This is a genomic window from Dokdonia sp. Hel_I_53 (assembly GCF_007827465.1).
In the GTDB taxonomy this organism is placed as follows: Bacteria; Bacteroidota; Bacteroidia; order Flavobacteriales; family Flavobacteriaceae; genus Dokdonia.
This window is the reverse complement of the sequence record NZ_VISL01000001.1, coordinates 2,141,691-2,160,792: the sequence shown is the minus strand read 5'-3', so window position 1 is coordinate 2,160,792 and position 19,102 is coordinate 2,141,691. Positions and strand designations below refer to the sequence as shown.

Genomic DNA, 19,102 nt, shown 5'->3' with positions numbered 1-19,102 from the left:
CTGTATATACAATAAATGATTAAAGAATTTTTTTATATCAACAAGGTCTATTACAAAACGCAAGCACTCCTGTGCTTTCTATTTTTTTTATCAGCTATTTTTTTCCAAACTAGCGCGCAAGAAAATGAGGTTAGAGCAACTATTGATTCTACTTCCATATTAATTGGGCAGCAAATCAACTATAAGGTAGAAGTACTCGCAAATCAAGGAGAGTCCGTTGTGTTTCCAGAAGGCCAAACTTTCACTCCACTAGAGGTGATTGAAAGCTATACCGTAGATACAGCAAATGCTGCATCTACAAAGATGAAACTCGTTAAAAAATACGGGCTTACACAGTTTGACAGTGGTAGGTACATAATACCTAGGCAAAAGATAATTATAGGTACACGCACAGTTGAGACAGATAGTTTTTTAGTAGCAGTTAATAATGTTGTCTTAGATACCGTAAATCAAGGCCTATATGATATAAAACCTATTATTAATTTACCCAAAGACTATAGCAATTGGTGGAAATATCTACTTTATATAATTCCTGTTACTCTAGCTATTGTCATATTCTTATGGTGGTTGCTTCACCGCAATAAGAAAAGAAAAGAAGCAGAAAAATATATCCCTCCTTACGAGCAAGCCATTGCAAGCTTGCAAGCGCTGGATCAAAAGGATTACATAGTAACAGGAAAATACAAAGAATATTATTCTGAACTTACAGATACAGTACGACGTTATTATAACGAAAAAGTATATGATCGTTCACTTGAGAGTACTACAGATGAGCTTTTAGAAAGATTACAATTAGAGCGCGATTCTGGAAATATTGATTTTAACCCTCAAACAATTACTAGAATAAAAGACATTTTTAAGCGTGCAGATTTAATAAAATTTGCCCGTGTTAATCCTCCAGAGGGAAAAGCTCAAGCAGACAGGCATGTAGTAGAAGAAATAGTAAAGGAGACTAAAGATGCACTACCTGCTCCTACAGTAGAGGAGTTAATGAAACAAGAAGACTATAGAGAATCGCTTTCGCGAAAGCGTACTCGTAAACTCTGGTTGTCTGGAATAGGAGGTGTACTTGCTATATTGTTACTTGCAACGGGCGTCGCTATTGGCATAAAAGGACTTAGTGAAGTGCAAGATTTTGTGTTTGGGAATATGACAAGAGAACTCTCAGAAGGGACTTGGATCACCAGTGAATATGGGTCTCCTTCTATGGTTATAAGTACGCCCAAAGTGCTTGAAAGAAAAAAAGTAAATATTCCTGAGGATGCTAGTCAAAATGTAGAAGCTAACTCATTTGTATGGATAAGTGACCCAAATAGGTCATTTACCGTTGCACTTTTCCAAACAAGTTATCCCAAGGATACAAAAGCTGCACCAGAGCCGATAATAGATGTAAGGCTAAAATATTTTGAAGAAGATGGTACTCAGTTTTCAATTGTAAAGAATGAAAAATTTGAAACTACTAATGGTGGCGAAGGAGTAAAAGTATTTGGTACAGGAAAGACGTTTGCAAACACAGAAAAAGAAACAGATATTGAATACGCGCTATTAGTATTTGTAGCAGAAAATACTACTCAAGAACTATTCTTGAGATGGCATGAAAATGATGAGTACAGCACGAAAATTGCAAACCGTATTTTACAAAGTGTAGAGGTACAAGCGGCACAACAAGATCAAGAAAAAGAATAATGCTGAGTAATTTTGAATTTACAAATCCTGAGTTTTTCTGGTTACTACTTTCGTTACCAGTAGCCGTAGCTTGGTATTTATGGAGATACAATAAACAGACGCCAGCTGTTAAAATTTCTAGTACAAAAGGGTTTAAAAAGAATGCTAGTATCTTACCTAAGCTCCGCCCTATACTTTTTATACTAAGACTGGCGTGCCTTGCATTAATTATTACGGCATTGGCAAAACCCCGTAATGTTGAGGTGTCTACAAAGACAAAAACCACAAAAGGTATTGATATCGTCATCGCAATAGACGTTTCTGCAAGTATGCTTGCAAAAGACTTAAAGCCTAATAGGTTAGAAGCATTAAAAACTGTTGCAGCACAATTTATTAATGGAAGACCCAACGATCGTATAGGAATTGTAGAGTATGCTGGCGAGAGTTTTACAAAAACGCCTATTACTAGTGATAAAAGTATTGTGTTAAGCGCACTAAAATCTATTGAATATAACAATATTATTGAGGGCGGTACAGCTATAGGAATGGGGCTTGCAACAGGTGTAAACCGGTTAAAAGACAGTAAAGCACTTAGTAAGGTTATTATTTTAATGACGGACGGTGAGAATAATGCAGGTCAAATTGATCCACGTATCGCAGCAGAACTTTCACAAGAATTTGGCATAAAGGTGTATACTATTGGAATGGGTACAAACGGTACTGCACTTTCTCCTTATGCTTTAAATGCAAATGGAAGCTTTGTCTACGAAAATATTAAAGTTACTATTGATGAAGAGCTTTTAAAAGAAATTGCCGCAACTACTGGAGGCAAGTATTTTAGAGCAACAGATAATGAAAAGCTTAAAGAAATCTATAATGAGATTGACAAACTAGAGCGTACAGATGTAGAAGAGTTTAAGTATACAAATTATGAAGAAAAATTTAGACCTCTTGTATTACTTGCAGGTTTATTACTCCTCATCGAGTTGCTTTTAAAATATACTGTGTTTAGGAGTTTTGTATAATACGCTTTCGCGAAAGCATATCACCGTTAAAAAAGAAATATCTAGATGTATATACTAGAAGAAAAAATATGGTTTTGGCTATTGTTGGTTATTCCAGCAATAATTCTGCTATACACAGGCGTAGTCATCTGGCAACGCCAGGCCCAAAAGAAATTTGCAGATAGTGTTTTACTTAAAAAATTAAGTCCTGACAAATCCTATTTTAAGCCTATTTTGAAGATAACTATCACCTGTCTTGCTATTTTCTTTTTAGTATTTGCTTTAGTGAATCCCAAAGTGGGCACAAAATTAGAAACTGTTAAGCGTGAAGGGGTAGATGTGGTGTTTGCTATAGACGTCTCAAAATCTATGCTGGCAGAAGATATCGCACCTAACCGCATAGAAAAATCTAAACAACTCGTCACACAAATTATAAATAATCTAGGCAGTGATCGTGTGGGTATAATTGCATATGCAGGAAGTGCATACCCTCAGTTGCCTATTACTACAGATTATAGTGGTGCAAAACTTTTTTTAAGCCAAATGAGTACAGATATGCTATCCAGTCAAGGTACCGCTATCTCTGAGGCTATAGAGCTTGCAAAAACGTATTATAATGATGAAGAACAAACTAATAGAGTATTATTTATTGTATCTGATGGTGAGGATCACGTTGGAGAATCTACTGATATTGCTGAGCAAGCAAGAGAAGAAGGTATTCAAATTTATACAATAGGTGTAGGTAAATTAGAGGGAGGACCCATACCGCTCAAGCGTAATGGAAGAATTGTGGGTTATAAAAAAAACCAAAATGGCGAGACTGTTATTACTCGCCTTGATGCACAAACATTAAGAGACATTGCTGCTGAGGCAAATGGAGAATATATCGATGGCAGTAGCACAGCTGCTGTTGTAGAAACGGTACAGAATTTGCTCAATGGTATGGACAAGAAAGAGTTTGAAGCAAAGCAGTTTGCAGATTTTAAAGACCGCTTTCAATGGTTTCTAGCCGCTGGTTTACTGTTATTATTTTTAGACATATTCTTACTTGACAAAAAAACAAATTGGTTGAAAAAGTTGAACTTATTTAATGAACAATAACCGATGAAAAAGTTATTTCTAATGGCAATTGCCACGCTTTCAATTTCGGCTATAGGTCAAACTAGAAAGGGACCTACAGTACCAGAAAACCCTAATCAAGAAAAATCTAGAGAACTTGTTATCGAAGGTACAGAGGCTTTAGTGAATCAAGAGGGAGGGGTACTTGATTTTGATGCTTTCGCGAAAGCGGAATCTAAACTTCGTACTGCTATAGCACTAACACCTGAGAGTGTACCTGCCACATATAATGCTGGTAACAATTATTACGTAAATAAAAAATGGAAAGAAAGTATAGCGGTGCTAGTAAAAGCTACAGAAGCTGCTCAAACCAAAAAAGAAAAGCACAAAGCTTTCCACAATCTAGGGAATGCTTTTTATCAGCAAGAAAATTGGGATGGTGCTGTAGAGGCCTATAAAAACGCACTACGCGCAGATCCTACAGATGAAGAAACACGCTATAACCTACAGATGGCAAAAAAAGAAAAAGACAAAAACGGTGGTGGTGGTGATGGTGGCAATGATGATAAGAGTGAAGAAAAAAAAGATAAAGGAGATAGCCAAGATAAAAACGAAAAGGACAATAAAGGAGACGGCGATAAAAAAGAGGGTGACGATGGCGATGAAGAAGAGACAGATGATGAAGGAAAGGATAAAAAGAAAGATGGCGAGCAGAAAGAAGATGATAAAGGAAAACCCAAAGAGCAAGATCAAAAGAAAGATGGTGGAGAAGGTGACAAAAAACAGCCACCACCACAACCTCAACAAGGTCAACTTTCTCCTCAAAGAGTGCAAAGTCTTTTAAAGGCGATGCAAGAGCAAGAACAAAAAACACAAGAAAAAATTAATGCACAAAAAGTTAAGGGAGCAAGAGTCAAAACTGAAAAAGACTGGTAGCTCACTTGTCTATTAAGACCACTAATTTTAAGAGATGAAAAAAGTATTTTTAATACTGTCTATATTATTACTAACTGTATCTACACTCTTTTCTCAAGATGTTGAATTTACAGCAAAAACTAATTTGAAAAAATTAGGATTAAATGAACGTCTTAGAGTTGAATTTTCAATGAATCAAGACGGTGACAACTTTACCCCACCTAGTTTTCAAGGCTTTACAGTGGTAGGTGGCCCTAGTCAGACTACAAGTAGACAATGGGTAAATGGAAAAAGTAGCTTTTCAAAATCATTTTCTTACTTTCTCAGTCCTAATGCTCAAGGAACAATTAGAATTGGTCCTGCTCAAATTACGGTAAATGGTGAAATCTACAAATCACAACCTATAGATATCACTGTTACTGGTGCTGTAGAAAAGCCTACAGACCCTAATGATGTCTCATTTATTGCAAAAGAAAATATACACTTAGTTGCAGAGATTTCTAAAGCTAGTCCCTTCGTAAATGAAGCCTTTACAGTCGTTTATAAATTATATGTTGCAGAGAGAACAAGTGTAAGTACCTGGCGAGAGACAGAATCTCCAAAATTTGCAGATTTCTGGAGTCAGAATATTGATGAGAAACAATTTAAGGTATACGAGGGAGAATATCAAGGTGAACCCTACCGCTATGTTATTTTACGTCGTACAGTGTTGTATCCTCAAAAAACAGGTAAACTTGAGATTGAACCCTTAGGTCTTAACGTTGCAGTAAGCGTTCCTACAAATAGGCGAGATATCTTTGGACGTACTCTTACAAAAAGCACAAATATTGCTGTAAAAGCACAGAAAAGAATCATCAATGTTAGACCACTTCCTCAACCAGGAAAACCAGATGATTTTACGGGTGCGGTAGGTGATTTTGATTTTGCGGTGAGAATTGATAAAAATGAGTTGGACGCTGGTGAGGCTTTAGAATTGACTGTAGAAGTACAAGGGCGTGGTAATTTGAAATTATTTGAACTTCCAGCGCCTAATTTACCTAGCTCTCTTGAGGTATACGAACCACAAAATGATGATAAAATACGTACAAACCTAGCAGGTATGAGTGGCGTTAAAAAACAGGTCTTTACGATTGTTCCTCAATTTAAAGGTTCCTACCCAATACCACCGCTCTCCTTTTCATATTTTAATCCTGCTACAGAAAAGTATGAGAGGCAGACGTCTAAAGGTTTAGTAATTGAAGTTAAAAATGGCCCTACTGCAGCGGTGGGAACTGTTTCTCAAAATGGAGACGTACAGAAACAAGCGGTCGTATCTTCTAATACTCAATTTCAATATATTAAAAACGATACTAACTTAAAGGCCATCACAAAAGAAAGATTTTTTAAATCAACACTGTTTTGGTCGCTTGCTATTACTCCTTTTTTAATGATACCACTAGCTATGCTGGTGCGTAAAAAACGAGAAGCTTATGTAAATGATGTCTCTGGTAATCGTATTCGTAAGGCAGATAAGCTTGCCCGTAAATACTTAAGTACTGCAAGGAAAAACTTAGGGAATCAAAAAGAGTTTTATATCGCTATGGAGCGAGCACTTCACAACTATCTAAAAGCAAAACTTACTATTACTACTAGCGAGATGTCAAAAGATCGTATCTCACGCTTGTTAAAGGAAAAAGATGTAGATGATGCTACTAGCATTGAATTTATAAGTTTGTTAGAGAGCTGTGAGTTTGCAAGATATACCCCATCAAGCAATACAGCCATGCAACAAGATTATGACAAGGCGGTTAGAGTAATCTCTCAATTAGACAAACAACTTTAAACTACTGTATAGCCATAGTACAAATGAAAGCATTTAAGGAAAAAAGCAGTATACAACAGATCATCACGATACTCATTCTTGTATCTACAGCATCTCTATATGCTCAAGCTCCCTCTCAAATTTTTGAAATGGGAAATGCACATTATGCAGAGGGAAGATATCAGGAAGCTATAGATACCTATCGTAAAATTTTAGATAGCGATCTAGAGAGTGCAGGTTTATATTACAACTTAGCAAATGCTCATTACAAACTGAATAATGTGGCTCCTAGCATTTATTATTATGAAAAAGCAAAACTACTGGATCCAACAGATAATGAGATAAACAACAATGCACAATTTGCTCAAAAGATGAAAATAGATGGCATTACGCCACTTCCAGAGAGTATCTTTAAAAAATGGCATAGTTCAATTCTAAATTTCTTAACTATCGATGGTTGGGCGTATACCACTGTGTTCTTTGTATTTCTTTTTGTAGTTCTATTTGTAAGTTATTATTTTGTCTCACAAAGCGCTACAAAACGGATTTTATTTCTGAGCTTCACTGTATCTTTAATAATCGCTGGTATAAGTTTAATGTTTGCGTATAACGCTTTCGCGAAAGCAGAAAAAGATAACCCAGCAATTGTTTTTGCCATAGAATCTCAAGTTAAGAGTGAGCCCAACCTTAGGAGTACAGATGCTTTTACGCTGCATGAGGGTACAAAAGTTATGATTCTTGACACCGTAAAAAATTGGAATCAGATACGGATCGCAGATGGTAAAACTGGCTGGATACAAGCGGCCGATGTCAAAAAACTATAAGTAAATTTATGACTCTCTTTAAGTATTGTTTACCTTTACTGTAGTACCATAAATTAATGATAAAGACTTTATCTCTTATTTCTTTCCTTTTATTTATGACAGCATCCATCTTGGGCCCGTCATACCTTTCCCTTTGTGATAATGGCACTGACATTGAGCATGTTCAAGATTTTGATGAGGAATCTAAGAAGGATTCAAAGAAAGAAATTGAAGAGGTTGAGAAATTTTTTGAAAAAAACACGAATTCTTCTTTTAATAAAATAGTTAAAGAGAATTCTTCAAATTTCTTTTATCAAGAAAAAGTTTATTCTTATTCACTGGTTGTAAAATCACCACCTCCAAAGCATTTTACTTAATTAACTAGTTTCATTGCCTTAACCTAAAGGCAACACTTTTATAGGTATCACAACTACTCACAAAATGATGTGAGTTTTAATTCAATAAATTATGTTTAAATATTTAAAAAACGACCTTCCGGCATCGGTTGTCGTATTTTTCGTCGCTTTACCCTTATGTTTAGGAATTGCATTAGCCAGTGGCGCACCTCTTTTTTCTGGCCTCATTGCGGGTATAGTAGGAGGTATAATCGTGGGCTTACTTAGTGGTTCTTCGGTAGGAGTAAGTGGTCCAGCTGCTGGACTTGCTGCAATAGTTCTAGTTGCCATCGATCAATTAGGCTTCAAAATTTTCTTATCTGCTGTAGTTATAGGTGGGATTATTCAGGTTTTATTTGGTGTGGCACGATTAGGGATTATTGGGTATTACTTCCCGAGTTCTGTAATCCGTGGTATGCTTACAGGAATAGGAATAATAATTATTCTAAAACAAATTCCTCACTTTTTAGGGGATGATGATGATCCAGAAGGGGATTTTGCCTTTTTTCAAGTAGATGGTGAGAATACATTTTCAGAAATCTTGAATGCCATCGGGGATCCGAGTATTGGACCCACAATAATTGGGTTGATATCACTTGCTATATTAATACTTTGGAGTAGTGTTTTATCAAAAAAAGGAAGATTCTTTGAGCTTGTACAAGGTCCATTAGTTGCTGTCGTTGTAGGAATTGTATACTACATTGTTACAAAGGGAACAGAATTTGGAATATCAACAGAGCACCTAGTGTCTCTTAGCGAGGATAGAGATACAACAGGTCTATTAACCCAATTTGTAACTCCAGATTTTAGTCAGGCATTTACACCTCCTGTACTTATTACAGCTTTTACAATTGCACTAGTAGCAAGTTTAGAAACACTTTTGTGTGTAGAGGCTACAGACAAGCTCGATCCAGAAAAAAGAGTAACTCCAACTAATCGTGAGCTACTTGCTCAAGGAACTGGAAATATAGTTTCTGGATTTATTGGAGGTTTACCTATAACACAGGTTATCGTAAGGTCATCTGCAAATATTCAGTCTGGCGGTAAAACAAAAGCAGCAGCAGTACTTCATGGCTTTTTACTTATACTTTCTGTGGCTGCAATTCCGTTTTTGCTACAAAAGATTCCATTATCAGTTCTTGCTGCAGTACTATTTATTGTTGGTTATAAACTTGCAAAACCTTCTACTTTTAAGGCGATGTGGGATGCAGGGTGGCAACAGTTTTTGCCGTTTATTGTTACGGTAGTAGGAATTGTGTTTACAGACTTACTTATTGGACTTGCTTTGGGACTGGGAGTAGGAATTGTCATTGTGCTATTCCGTAGTTATAAAAACTCTCATTTCCTACACAAAGAAAATGAAGATCCTACAGACGGTAAAATGAAAATGACACTTGCAGAAGAGGTTACTTTCTTCAACAAAGGGGCCATTTTAAAAGAACTCGATGCGCTTCCAGAAAATTCATACCTTGAACTGGATGTTAGAAAAACGAGATATCTAGATAATGATATCATTGAGATATTAGATGATTTTGCTTTCAAAGCAAAACAGCGAAACATTGATATCAAGCTTATATCTGAGAGAGGTGTCATAGAAAACCCTGAAAGTTATATAGAGTTTTTTAAGCTAAGACCTAAAAAGTCTAAAAAAATAAAAAATTAAACTGACTCAATCGTAAATTGATTGAGCTACTTAAAAATATAATTATGAAAACATTTAATAAAGAATCACAAGATGCAACCACACCCATGGATGCATTAAATTTATTGAAAGAAGGTAATAAAAGATTTGTATCAGCAAAAGCTGCAGATAGAGATCTACTTAACCAAATTAAAGACACAACAGGTGGTCAATGGCCGCATACTGTTGTTTTAAGCTGTATCGACTCTCGTGTGCCTGCAGAAATTGTTTTTGATCAAGGTATTGGAGATATTTTTAGCGCAAGAGTTGCTGGAAATATCGTTAATGAAGATGTATTAGGAAGTATTGAATATGGTTGTAAAGTTGCAGGCTCAAAACTCGTAGTAGTATTAGGCCATACCATGTGTGGAGCCGTAAAAGGTGCTTGCGATGATGTAAAACTTGGTAACATCACTGCTCTACTATCAAAAATAAGACCTGCTGTTCATGCGGTGAGTGAGCCTAAAGAATCTGAAAACAGAACAAGCGCAAATAAAACATTTGTTAATGATGTGGTGACAAAGAATGTGCATTTAACAATTGATAAAATGCGTGATGATAGTCCGCTTCTAAAAGAGATGGAACAAAATGGTGATATCAAAATTGTAGGTGCCGTATATGACATTTCAAATGGTGCGGTTGACTTCCTATAATTGATAAGCGTATAATTCTCTTAAGTAAGAGATTTTGTTAAAAAAAAGGGTGATTTCGTTAAGAGGTCGCCCTTATTTTCTTAAAAAAAGTAAATTGAACATTTACCAATCATTCTTCTTATGAAAAATTTCTTTAAGCACTTAAAAGGTGATGTATTTGGCGGAATTACTGCTGGAATTGTAGCCCTTCCTCTAGCATTAGCCTTTGGGGTGTCATCTGGTCTTGGGCCTAGCGCTGGTCTATACGGAGCTATTTTTATAGGCTTTTTTGCAGCACTTTTTGGCGGTACTGACACTCAAATTTCTGGTCCTACTGCACCTATGACTGCTGTAAGTATGGTGGTAATTGCTGGTATTATAGCTGCAAATGACGGTGATGTAGAAAAAGCCTTACCCGCTATACTAACTGTGTTCTTGCTGGCAGGTATTTTTCAAATAATCCTAGGAGTAGCAGGAATAGGAAAGTATATAAAATATATCCCTTACCCCGTTATTTCCGGTTTTATGACTGCCATAGGAATCATGATATTAGTCACACAAATTCTTCCAGCAGTTGGCTATTATCCAAACGATGATACAGAATATGTTCAAAGCTTCGTACCCGAAGCACAAGAAATACTTTTAGAAAAAATTTTAGAAGAAGAAGCTGGAGAAGGATTGCTAGTGCTTGAGGATTTTGAAGAAACCATTAAGCAAGCAAAATTAACGAAGGTTGAAGATGTTAACACAGAAGCTGTTGTACTTGCAAAGGCGGCCTCATCTGGTGTAGTGGGAACATTTAAAGTGATAGGCAGAGCATTAAATAATATAGATTGGATTGAGCTTGCGCTGGCACTAGCAACTATACTTATCATTTATGGTTTTAAACACATTACTACGGCAGTCCCAAGTACACTTGTTGCACTCTTAGTAGTTTCACTAATAGCCTATTTTGCTCCATTTGAATATCGTGCTATTCAAGAAATCCCAAGTGGGTTTCCAGAATTAAATCTGGGCATTATAACAGATTTTAATTTTGATTTAATATCTCCTTATATTCTCACAGCTCTATCGCTCTCCTTCTTAGGAGCCATTGATTCTCTACTCACCTCTGTGATTGCAGATAACATGACAAAGACTAATCATAAACCAAATAAAGAATTGATAGGCCAAGGTATAGGCAACTCAATAGCTTCTATTTTTGGAGGTTTACCAGGAGCCGGTGCAACAATTCGTACGGTTGTAAATATAAACTCAGGAGGGAAAACAAAACTCTCTGGAATGATTGCCGCAGTTTTATTATTAGTTGTGCTTCTAGCCTTAGGCCCCATTGCTTCACAAATTCCTGCTGCTGTACTAGCGGGTATACTCATAACTGTAGGTTTTGGAGTGATGGATTACAAAGGACTTAAGGCAATCCCTAACCTTCCAAAAGATATTCGTAAAGGACCTATAAAACTTAGCTCTGAAGTTATTATTATGTTTACCGTAATGATTCTTGCTGTGGTTTGGGACCTTGTTGCTGCTGTAGGAATAGGGCTTATATTAGCTTGTCTCATGTTTATGAAAAAGATGGGTGATTTTACTGCGCGACAATCCCGAGTGGTAGACTTGAGAAGCATCAATTCTTTAAATAAGAAATGGAAAGATGAAGGCAATTTTCCAGAAAGGTTAAAAGAAGAGATATTTATTAAGCACCTTAGCGGGCCATTATTCTTTGGGTATACAAGCGAGTTCTCTGCACTATCAAAACAAATTCCAGCCACAGCTACAGACGTAATATTACGTATGGGTAGGGTGCCCTATATAGATCAATCTGGTGTTTATGCGATTGAAGATACCGTGCTTCAACTTAAGCAAGCTGGGGTTGACCTTCATATCGTCGGATTAAAGGAACAACCAAAATATATGCTAGACCGTATTGGTATTATCCCTAATCTCATTCCGGAATCTGAAGTGTATGCAACTTTTGAAGAATGCATTGCTTCCCTTAGAAACAAAGTAGAGGATGTAGCTTAAGTTCGCTTTCGCGAAAGCGAATACCAAAATTTATATTTTAGAGTCATCATTATCTGGTGACTCTTTTTCTTTATCTGGGTTGTAAATATTCTCATCTTTTGCCTTTTTAAGAATAGATGGTAACATCGCTGGTGCAATAGGCTGAACAATTGGGTAAAGTATAGACCCTTCTTTGTTATCTTCTCCAATAATGCTTATTTGTCTATCTGCCGCATCAACAAACATGAGTACAACACTAAGCAAGAACGCAAATTTAATTACAGAAAAAATTGCTCCTGCAACTTTATTCACAATACCTAACATAGCGAAGCTTGCTACCTTCGTAAGTAGTTTTCCGGCTAGTGAAACAGCAAGTACGATTATGATGAATGTGATAGCAAATGCAGTTAATTTAATGACCTGCTCACTCCAAGAGGTTTTTTCTACTAACCAATCGCCGACATAATAAGAGAAATGTATGGCTCCATAAATTCCGGCAATCAAACCAATAAGAGAGGCTAGTTCAACAAACAGCCCTTTACGAAGACCTTGAACAGCCCCAAGAATCAATATGATTCCAAAAATAATATCTATAGTATTCATCGTATAAATATATGATTTTGATAGATAAAACGATTGTATTAATATTGGTTAATACGCAAATGGATATTTGCTAACCCTTAATTTAATGTGTTCTAAGAGTAGGATGTATCTTTGCTTACAACATTTTTAAAACGACATAACACCTATAAGAGTGAACGTATAGGTTCTGTGAGAAATATATAATTTAAAGGAGATATAACTGTGGCGAGAGATGAGCAATTGAAAGAAAGGTACAATCAAGTAGTTGTGAAACTTTCAGAACGATTTACAGATGGTGATACGGGAGCTATGGATCTGGATAGTATTATCTATTTAGTTGGAATTCAGGAACTCGGACAACTTGATAAAACATTTAAAAAGGACGAAAAAATGAACTTGATGCACATTGCCATCTGTCGTTTGCTAGAACCTTTTGGATATTACCAATATGATTATGATGATCCAGATGGATGGCCACATTATAAGGTAATTGAACAACTGCCTACACTTAAAGCTGGTGAGCAACAAATTTTAATGAAAGATGCAATTGTCCAGTATTTTCTAGAAAAGGGGCTTATTCAATAAGCCTGAGAATTAGTTCTATCCCAAATATTATACAGTTCAAATAGCATTACATTTATGAGCTATTACGGGGATGTAGTGATTACTTTTCTATAAATTTGCACTTTCCTTTTTGGAAATAAAATGAAGCATGATGTTAGATAAAATCAAAGAGCATATTGAGAATGTAAAAGCCTTTAGTGCCGATACATTAGAGGAAGTAGAAGCATTCAGAATTAAATATTCTGGTAAGAAAGGTCTTGTAAATGATTTTATGGCAGATTTTCGTAATGTGCCTAACGAGATGAAAAAGGAATACGGGCAGGTTATTAATAAGCTTAAAACAGAAGCATTAGAAAAAGTTAATGCACTTAAAGACGCTCTAGAGGCTTCTAACGAGACTTCTTCTGAACAAGATTTTACGAGACCAGGAGAGCCTATAGAACTAGGAGCTCGTCACCCTATTTCCATTGTAAAGAATCAAATAATAGATATATTTTCTCGCATAGGTTTCAACGTATCAGAAGGACCAGAGATTGAAGATGACTGGCATAATTTTACAGCATTAAATCTTCCGGAATATCACCCGGCTAGGGATATGCAGGACACTTTTTTTATTCAAACCAACCCAGATGTGCTGCTACGCACCCATACCTCATCGGTACAAGTGCGTTATATGGAAAATAACAAACCACCTATACGTACGATTTCACCAGGTAGAGTGTACCGTAATGAAGCGATAAGTGGTCGCTCGCATTGCTTTTTTCATCAAGTGGAGGGTCTTTATATAGATAAAGATGTATCGTTTGCAGATTTAAAGCAAACATTACAACATTTTACTACAGAAATGTTCGGAAAAAGCAAAATACGCCTACGTCCATCATATTTTCCTTTTACAGAACCTAGCGCAGAAGTTGATGTGTATTGGGGTCTTGAAACGGAGACAGACTATAAGATGACTAAGGGCACCGGATGGCTCGAGATTATGGGTTGTGGTATGGTAGATCCTAATGTTCTTGATAACTGTGGTATTGACTCTAAAGAATACAGTGGATTTGCTTTTGGGATGGGTATAGATCGTATCGCTTTATTGTTACATCAGATTTCTGATATCAGAATGTTGAGTGAGAATGACCTTAGGTTTTTAGAACAATTTAAAAGTGCTTTTTAATTATTTATAAAAATTTAAATTAACATCACTGTAGGTTGAGAAAAGACATAGAAATACCAGAAGTTAAAGACGTCTATATCGCTGCTGTTAAAGAGTTCCATAAAGACTATAAAACTGAAGACTGGAACGCTTATATAATAAATGATGGGAACGAGCCTCTAGAGGTAGTATTAATGACTATTCAAGGTTATAATGAGAAGCAGATGACAACGCATACACGTCATAAAATTGATTTACTTCCTGCTAAAGGTTATGCCAAATTAGAATTTATGGAAGAAAGTATTTTTAAGCTGGATAACTTCTATTCTGTAACTTATTTCTTAAAGGGTAAGATGTATGAAAAACGCTTTGAGTTTCCAGCAAATAGCATCTTAGATGATAATGCAGTAGAACTTCCAGTGATGGATAAAAGAGGTGTTCTAGCCCGTTAATTCAATAAAAAGTTTAGTTCAACTTCTCGGTTAGCTTTTTAAAAACTTTCTTAGGTTCTTTCCCCTCGTACAAAATACTGTGTATCGCTTCAATGATGGGGATTTTAGCTTTCTTTTCGCGCTTTTTATTGAGCACCAAACAGCTTTTTGCAGCATAATAACCCTCTGCAATCATAGACATTTCCATTTGAGCACTTTTAACTGTATAGCCCTTCCCTATCATATTACCAAACATTCGGTTTCTACTAAAAACCGAATAGCCGGTTACTAAGAGATCTCCCAAATAAGCCGAATTATTTATATTACGTTTCATCTTATGTGCACGCTTCACATAACGATCTATTTCTCTTATAGCGTTACTCATTAAAACGGCTTGAAAATTATCGCCATAGCCTAAACCGTGAGCAATACCCGCGGCGATGGAATAAATATTCTTAAGTGTAGCTGCATATTCAATACCTACAATGTCATCACTCGTTGTGCACTTTATATGATCGCTTGAAAGGTGTTTTGCAACTATTTTTGCATTCTTCTCTTTTGCACAAGCGATGGTCAAATAGGATAAACGCTCTAAGGCCACTTCTTCTGCGTGACAAGGACCAGCTATTACTCCTATATTTTCAAAAGGTATATTATAAACATCGTGAAAATGGTTCCCCACAAGTTTTCCACTCTCAGGCATAATTCCTTTAATCGCAGAAATTATAATCTTATTATCTAGAGATTCGGTTAGATTTTCTAGCTCACTACCTATAAATGCAGAGGGCACAGCAAATATCAAAATATCTGCATAGTTCACAATTTCATTAATATCATTACTTAAAAGAAGCTGCTCAGGCTTAAATTCTACAGAGCTTAAATAGCTAGGGTTGTGTAATTCTCGTTTGATGTGTTCTGTCGCATAATTACTACGCATATACCAGCCCACCTTATCTAAATTTTCACAAAGCATTTTAACTATTGCTGTTGCCCAACTACCACCTCCTATAACTCCAAATGTAGGATTATCCATAGAACCATTACTTAATTATGTAGAAGTACGCTTTCGCGAAAGCGTACTCATCTCTCTTACTTTTAAATTATCCTTTTACTGTTTCTCCTTCATTTTCTGGAAGAACATCAAATCCCATATTGTAAAGCCAAAGATATCTGCATATTGCTCAATTGTTTTTGAAACTGGAGTTCCAGCACCGTGACCAGCATCCGTTTCAATCCGAATCAAAACTGGCGCATTTCCTGCTTGTTTTTCTTGTAACTCTGCAGCAAATTTAAATGAGTGAGCTGGTACAACCCTGTCATCATGATCTCCAGTAGTTACTAGTGTTGCTGGGTAAGAAGTATCTGCTTTTACATTATGCACTGGTGAGTACCCTTTAAGATAGTCAAACATTTCTTTGCTATCCTCTGCTGTTCCATAATCATAAGACCATCCTGCACCAGCAGTAAAAGTGTGGTAGCGCAACATATCCATCACTCCAACAGCAGGTAATGCTACTTGCATTAAATCAGGTCGTTGCGTCATGGTTGCTCCCACAAGAAGACCTCCATTTGATCCTCCTCGTATGGCTAGAAATTCTTTTGAAGTGTATTTGCTGTCTACAAGATATTCTGCAGCTGCAATAAAATCATCAAACACATTTTGCTTTTGCATTTTTGTACCTGCATCATGCCATTTTTTTCCGTACTCGCCACCTCCACGTAAATTAGGTACGGCATAAATACCACCTTGCTCCATCCACACTGCATTTGCAATGCTAAATCCTGGTGTAAGACTTACATTAAAACCACCGTAGGCATAAAGAATTGTTGGATTCTTGCCATCCATTACGGTTCCTTTTTTATAGGTGATAATCATAGGGATTTTTGTACCATCTTTTGAATTGTAAAACACCTGTTTACTTTCAAAATTATCTGGATTAAAGTCTATTTCTGGCTTAATAAACATTGTAGACTCTCCACTTTCATAATCGAATTTATAAATACTTAATGGCGTTTTATAGTTCGAAAAACTATAGTAGGCCTCCTTATCTTCTCGCTTTCCGCCGAAACTACCTACACTTCCTACACCCGGCAATTCAATTTCTCTTATTAATTTCCCATCGTAGTCGTACTGTCTCACTTGAGACACGGCATCTATCATATACTCTGTAAAAAAGTAACCTCCACCTGTATTTGGACTTAATACATTTTCTGTTTCTGGGATGAAATCTACCCAGTTTTCTGAGGAAGGGTTGCTAGCATCTACAGTTACAATTTTCTGGTTTGGTGCATTTAAATTAGTGACCATATAGAGCTTGCTGCCCACGTTGTCTATCACGTAAGTATCGGAATCTTCGTGATCAAGAATTGTGACAAAATCACTAGTTGGTTTTGTAAGATCTTTCATAAATAACTTCCCTCCAGAAGTAGAATTTCTTGCACTTACAAAAAGATACTTATTATCTTCTGTCACACTACCTCCAATGTAGCGATGCTTTTGCGCATCAGTCCCACCAAAAATGAGTTTATCTGAAGATTGTGGTGTGCCTAATTTATGATAGTAGAGTTTATGTTGATCTGTTTTTGCAGAGAGCTCACTACCTTTTGGCTTATCATAACTAGAGTAATAAAACCCTTCATTTTTGTACCAAGACATCCCAGAAAACTTTACATCTGTAAGTGTGTCTTCTATGATTTCTTTTTTCTCTGTGTCCATCACCAGAATTTTTCTCCAGTCACTTCCTCCTTCAGAAATTGAATACGCGAGTATACTACCGTCCTTTGAATAGTTTATACCACCCAAAGAAGTTGTTCCATCTTCTGCAAAGGTATTTGGATCCAGAAAAACCTCAGCCGTATCTGGGCTATCACCAGTTTTATAGCGATAGATTACATATTGGTTTTGTAATCCGTCATTTTTTGCAAAGTAAGTATAGTTTCCTTCTTTAAAAGGTGACCCTACTTTTTCGTAGTTCCATAATTTTGAAAGTCTATCTTTTAACTCCTCACGAAAAGGTATATTTTTTAAGTAATCTTGGGTGGTTACATTCTGACGCTTTACCCAATCCATCGTTTCTTCACTACGATCATCTTCTAACCAGCGATAGGGATCTTTAACCTCTGTACCAAAATAAGTATCAACTGTATCAACCTTTTTAGTCTCTGTGTAGGTTACAGCAATATCTTTTCTAGAGTTTTTCTCTTCATTCTCACAAGAAATTAATGCGGTTGTTGCCATAGCTAGCAAAAGTAGTTTTTTCATGGTTGGTTGGTTTTAAGGAGTTATTTATAGATAGGTAACCGCTTTCGCGAAAGCGTTACAAAATTTTACCATAATAAATCCTTCTCAAAAATAAGGTGTAGGAGTTGATTACGTGTAAACGTTAAGAAAATATTAAAGGTTGTAAAAGATCTATACCAAACCGTTCTCAATCAAGTACTCACCTATTTGGACAGCGTTAGTCGCCGCTCCTTTACGTAGGTTGTCAGAAACAATCCACATATTAAGAGTATTTTCTTGAGAGTAATCGCGACGTATACGACCTACAAATACATCATTTTTTCCTTCTGCATAAATTGGCATTGGGTAAGTATTTGTATCTGGATTATCTTGAACCGTTACACCTGGTGTTTCATTCAATAGTTTACGGATATCTTTCTCTTCAAATTCTTTGTGTAGTTCTACATTTACAGACTCACTATGTCCTCCTACAACTGGAATACGCACTGCTGTGGCAGTTACAGCAATCGATCGGTCACCAAGAATCTTCTGCGTTTCATTCACCAGTTTTAGTTCCTCTTTAGTATATCCATTGTCCTCAAAGACATCACAAGCTGGTATCGCGTTACGGTGTATAGGATATGGGTAAGCCATCTCTCCTTTTGTTCCCGTATACTCATTTTCTAGCTGCTGTACTGCCTTAACGCCAGTACCAGTTATAGATTGATACGTAGAAATAACTAATCTTTTAATGCCGTACTCTTTATGAAGCGGAGACATGGTGAGTACCATTTGAATCGTAGAACAGTTAGGGTTTGCAATAATTTTATCTTCTTTTGTAAGTGAGGAAGCGTTAATTTCTGGAACAATCAGCTTTTTTGTTGGATCCATACGCCAAGCTGAGGAATTGTCTATTACGACGGTTCCTACTTCGGCAAATTTTGGAGCGTGTTCGAGTGATGTCGCTCCTCCAGCAGAAAATATTGCAATATCTGGTCTTGCAGCAATAGCGTCACTCATAGACGCAATGGTATATTCTTTATCATTGTAGTTTACCTTTTTCCCAACAGACTTCTCTGAGGCTACAGGAATTAATTCTGTAATCGGAAACTGACGTTCTGATAATACTTTTAACATTACTTGACCTACCATTCCTGTAGCGCCCACAACTGCTATTTTCATATTGTTCTTCTTATATAATTATC

The 19,102-nt window shown here is 36.4% G+C and carries 17 protein-coding genes; 13 read left to right on the top strand and 4 right to left on the bottom strand.

Features of this window, described 5'->3' with window-relative positions:
* Positions 1-15: 15 nt before the first annotated feature.
* The 10 genes from OD90_RS09710 (at position 16) to OD90_RS09665 (ending at position 11,974) form a co-directional block, all read left to right on the top strand.
* Positions 16-1,686: a DUF4381 domain-containing protein gene (locus tag OD90_RS09710; protein WP_144668978.1), complete on the top strand. Its 1,671-nt coding sequence runs from the start codon at positions 16-18 to the stop codon at positions 1,684-1,686.
* Positions 1,686-2,690 carry a vWA domain-containing protein gene (locus OD90_RS09705; RefSeq protein ID WP_144668977.1) on the top strand — a complete coding sequence of 335 codons (1,005 nt, stop codon included), beginning with the start codon at positions 1,686-1,688 and terminating at the stop codon, positions 2,688-2,690. The genes OD90_RS09710 and OD90_RS09705 overlap by 1 nt, the downstream gene beginning before the upstream one ends.
* Positions 2,691-2,735: 45 nt before the next feature.
* Entirely contained in the window at positions 2,736-3,770 is a 1,035-nt protein-coding gene (locus tag OD90_RS09700; protein ID WP_144668976.1) for a vWA domain-containing protein, read from the top strand.
* 3 nt (positions 3,771-3,773) lie between these two features.
* Complete coding sequence (locus OD90_RS09695; RefSeq protein ID WP_144668975.1) at positions 3,774-4,664, top strand: tetratricopeptide repeat protein; 891 nt, start codon at positions 3,774-3,776, stop codon at positions 4,662-4,664.
* Positions 4,665-4,698: 34 nt separating this feature from the next.
* Positions 4,699-6,465 (top strand): BatD family protein, encoded by a 1,767-nt coding sequence (locus OD90_RS09690; RefSeq protein ID WP_144668974.1) that lies wholly within the window; start codon positions 4,699-4,701, stop codon positions 6,463-6,465.
* Between the two features lie 23 nt (positions 6,466-6,488).
* A complete protein-coding gene (locus tag OD90_RS09685) occupies positions 6,489-7,268 on the top strand; it encodes a tetratricopeptide repeat protein (protein ID WP_144668973.1) in 780 nt (259 codons plus the stop codon).
* A 56-nt stretch (positions 7,269-7,324) separates the two neighbouring features.
* A complete protein-coding gene (locus OD90_RS09680) occupies positions 7,325-7,624 on the top strand; it encodes a hypothetical protein (protein ID WP_186434745.1) in 300 nt (99 codons plus the stop codon).
* 91 nt (positions 7,625-7,715) lie between these two features.
* Positions 7,716-9,305, top strand: a complete 1,590-nt coding sequence (locus OD90_RS09675; protein WP_144668971.1) for a SulP family inorganic anion transporter — start codon at positions 7,716-7,718, stop codon at positions 9,303-9,305.
* A 44-nt stretch (positions 9,306-9,349) separates the two neighbouring features.
* Positions 9,350-9,976 carry a carbonic anhydrase family protein gene (locus OD90_RS09670; RefSeq protein ID WP_144668970.1) on the top strand — a complete coding sequence of 209 codons (627 nt, stop codon included), beginning with the start codon at positions 9,350-9,352 and terminating at the stop codon, positions 9,974-9,976.
* Positions 9,977-10,096: 120 nt separating this feature from the next.
* Entirely contained in the window at positions 10,097-11,974 is a 1,878-nt protein-coding gene (locus tag OD90_RS09665) for a SulP family inorganic anion transporter (RefSeq protein WP_144668969.1), read from the top strand.
* 30 nt (positions 11,975-12,004) lie between these two features.
* On the opposite strand, the gene OD90_RS09660 is transcribed toward OD90_RS09665, so the two are convergent.
* On the bottom strand, positions 12,005-12,556 hold the full coding sequence (locus OD90_RS09660; RefSeq protein WP_144668968.1) for a CvpA family protein: 552 nt from the start codon (positions 12,554-12,556) through the stop codon (positions 12,005-12,007).
* Between the two features lie 201 nt (positions 12,557-12,757).
* On the opposite strand from OD90_RS09660, the gene OD90_RS09655 reads away from it, so the two are divergent.
* The 3 genes from OD90_RS09655 (at position 12,758) to OD90_RS09645 (ending at position 14,698) form a co-directional block, all read left to right on the top strand.
* Positions 12,758-13,120 carry a hypothetical protein gene (locus tag OD90_RS09655; RefSeq protein WP_144668967.1) on the top strand — a complete coding sequence of 121 codons (363 nt, stop codon included), beginning with the start codon at positions 12,758-12,760 and terminating at the stop codon, positions 13,118-13,120.
* A gap of 130 nt (positions 13,121-13,250) precedes the next feature.
* On the top strand, positions 13,251-14,267 hold the full coding sequence (gene pheS, locus OD90_RS09650; protein ID WP_144669687.1) for a phenylalanine--tRNA ligase subunit alpha: 1,017 nt from the start codon (positions 13,251-13,253) through the stop codon (positions 14,265-14,267).
* Positions 14,268-14,302: 35 nt separating this feature from the next.
* Entirely contained in the window at positions 14,303-14,698 is a 396-nt protein-coding gene (locus OD90_RS09645) for a hypothetical protein (RefSeq protein WP_144668966.1), read from the top strand.
* A gap of 13 nt (positions 14,699-14,711) precedes the next feature.
* Here the strand turns inward: OD90_RS09645 and OD90_RS09640 are convergent, their stop codons facing one another.
* The 3 genes from OD90_RS09640 to OD90_RS09630 all read right to left on the bottom strand — a co-directional run bounded on the left by OD90_RS09640 (position 14,712) and on the right by OD90_RS09630 (position 19,079).
* Positions 14,712-15,710, bottom strand: a complete 999-nt coding sequence (locus OD90_RS09640) for an NAD(P)H-dependent glycerol-3-phosphate dehydrogenase (RefSeq protein WP_144668965.1) — start codon at positions 15,708-15,710, stop codon at positions 14,712-14,714.
* 75 nt (positions 15,711-15,785) lie between these two features.
* Positions 15,786-17,939, bottom strand: a complete 2,154-nt coding sequence (locus OD90_RS09635; protein ID WP_144668964.1) for a prolyl oligopeptidase family serine peptidase — start codon at positions 17,937-17,939, stop codon at positions 15,786-15,788.
* 150 nt (positions 17,940-18,089) lie between these two features.
* Complete coding sequence (locus OD90_RS09630; RefSeq protein WP_144668963.1) at positions 18,090-19,079, bottom strand: aspartate-semialdehyde dehydrogenase; 990 nt, start codon at positions 19,077-19,079, stop codon at positions 18,090-18,092.
* Positions 19,080-19,102: the final 23 nt, after the last annotated feature.

Excerpts from the sequence above, each read along its gene's own strand:
- OD90_RS09635 (WP_144668964.1), bottom strand. The coding sequence starts at position 17,939 with ATGAAAAAACTACTTTTGCTAGCTATGGCAACAACCGCATTAATTTCT.
- OD90_RS09630 (WP_144668963.1), bottom strand. The coding sequence starts at position 19,079 with ATGAAAATAGCAGTTGTGGGCGCTACAGGAATGGTAGGTCAAGTAATG.
- OD90_RS09685 (WP_144668973.1), top strand. The coding sequence starts at position 6,489 with ATGAAAGCATTTAAGGAAAAAAGCAGTATACAACAGATCATCACGATA.
- OD90_RS09665 (WP_144668969.1), top strand. The coding sequence starts at position 10,097 with ATGAAAAATTTCTTTAAGCACTTAAAAGGTGATGTATTTGGCGGAATT.
- OD90_RS09670 (WP_144668970.1), top strand. The coding sequence starts at position 9,350 with ATGAAAACATTTAATAAAGAATCACAAGATGCAACCACACCCATGGAT.
- OD90_RS09690 (WP_144668974.1), top strand. The coding sequence starts at position 4,699 with ATGAAAAAAGTATTTTTAATACTGTCTATATTATTACTAACTGTATCT.
- OD90_RS09640 (WP_144668965.1), bottom strand. The coding sequence starts at position 15,710 with ATGGATAATCCTACATTTGGAGTTATAGGAGGTGGTAGTTGGGCAACA.
- OD90_RS09695 (WP_144668975.1), top strand. The coding sequence starts at position 3,774 with ATGAAAAAGTTATTTCTAATGGCAATTGCCACGCTTTCAATTTCGGCT.
- OD90_RS09705 (WP_144668977.1), top strand. The coding sequence starts at position 1,686 with ATGCTGAGTAATTTTGAATTTACAAATCCTGAGTTTTTCTGGTTACTA.
- OD90_RS09680 (WP_186434745.1), top strand. The coding sequence starts at position 7,325 with ATGATAAAGACTTTATCTCTTATTTCTTTCCTTTTATTTATGACAGCA.
- OD90_RS09710 (WP_144668978.1), top strand. The coding sequence starts at position 16 with ATGATTAAAGAATTTTTTTATATCAACAAGGTCTATTACAAAACGCAA.
- OD90_RS09660 (WP_144668968.1), bottom strand. The coding sequence starts at position 12,556 with ATGAATACTATAGATATTATTTTTGGAATCATATTGATTCTTGGGGCT.
- OD90_RS09700 (WP_144668976.1), top strand. The coding sequence starts at position 2,736 with ATGTATATACTAGAAGAAAAAATATGGTTTTGGCTATTGTTGGTTATT.
- pheS (WP_144669687.1), top strand. The coding sequence starts at position 13,251 with ATGTTAGATAAAATCAAAGAGCATATTGAGAATGTAAAAGCCTTTAGT.
- OD90_RS09675 (WP_144668971.1), top strand. The coding sequence starts at position 7,716 with ATGTTTAAATATTTAAAAAACGACCTTCCGGCATCGGTTGTCGTATTT.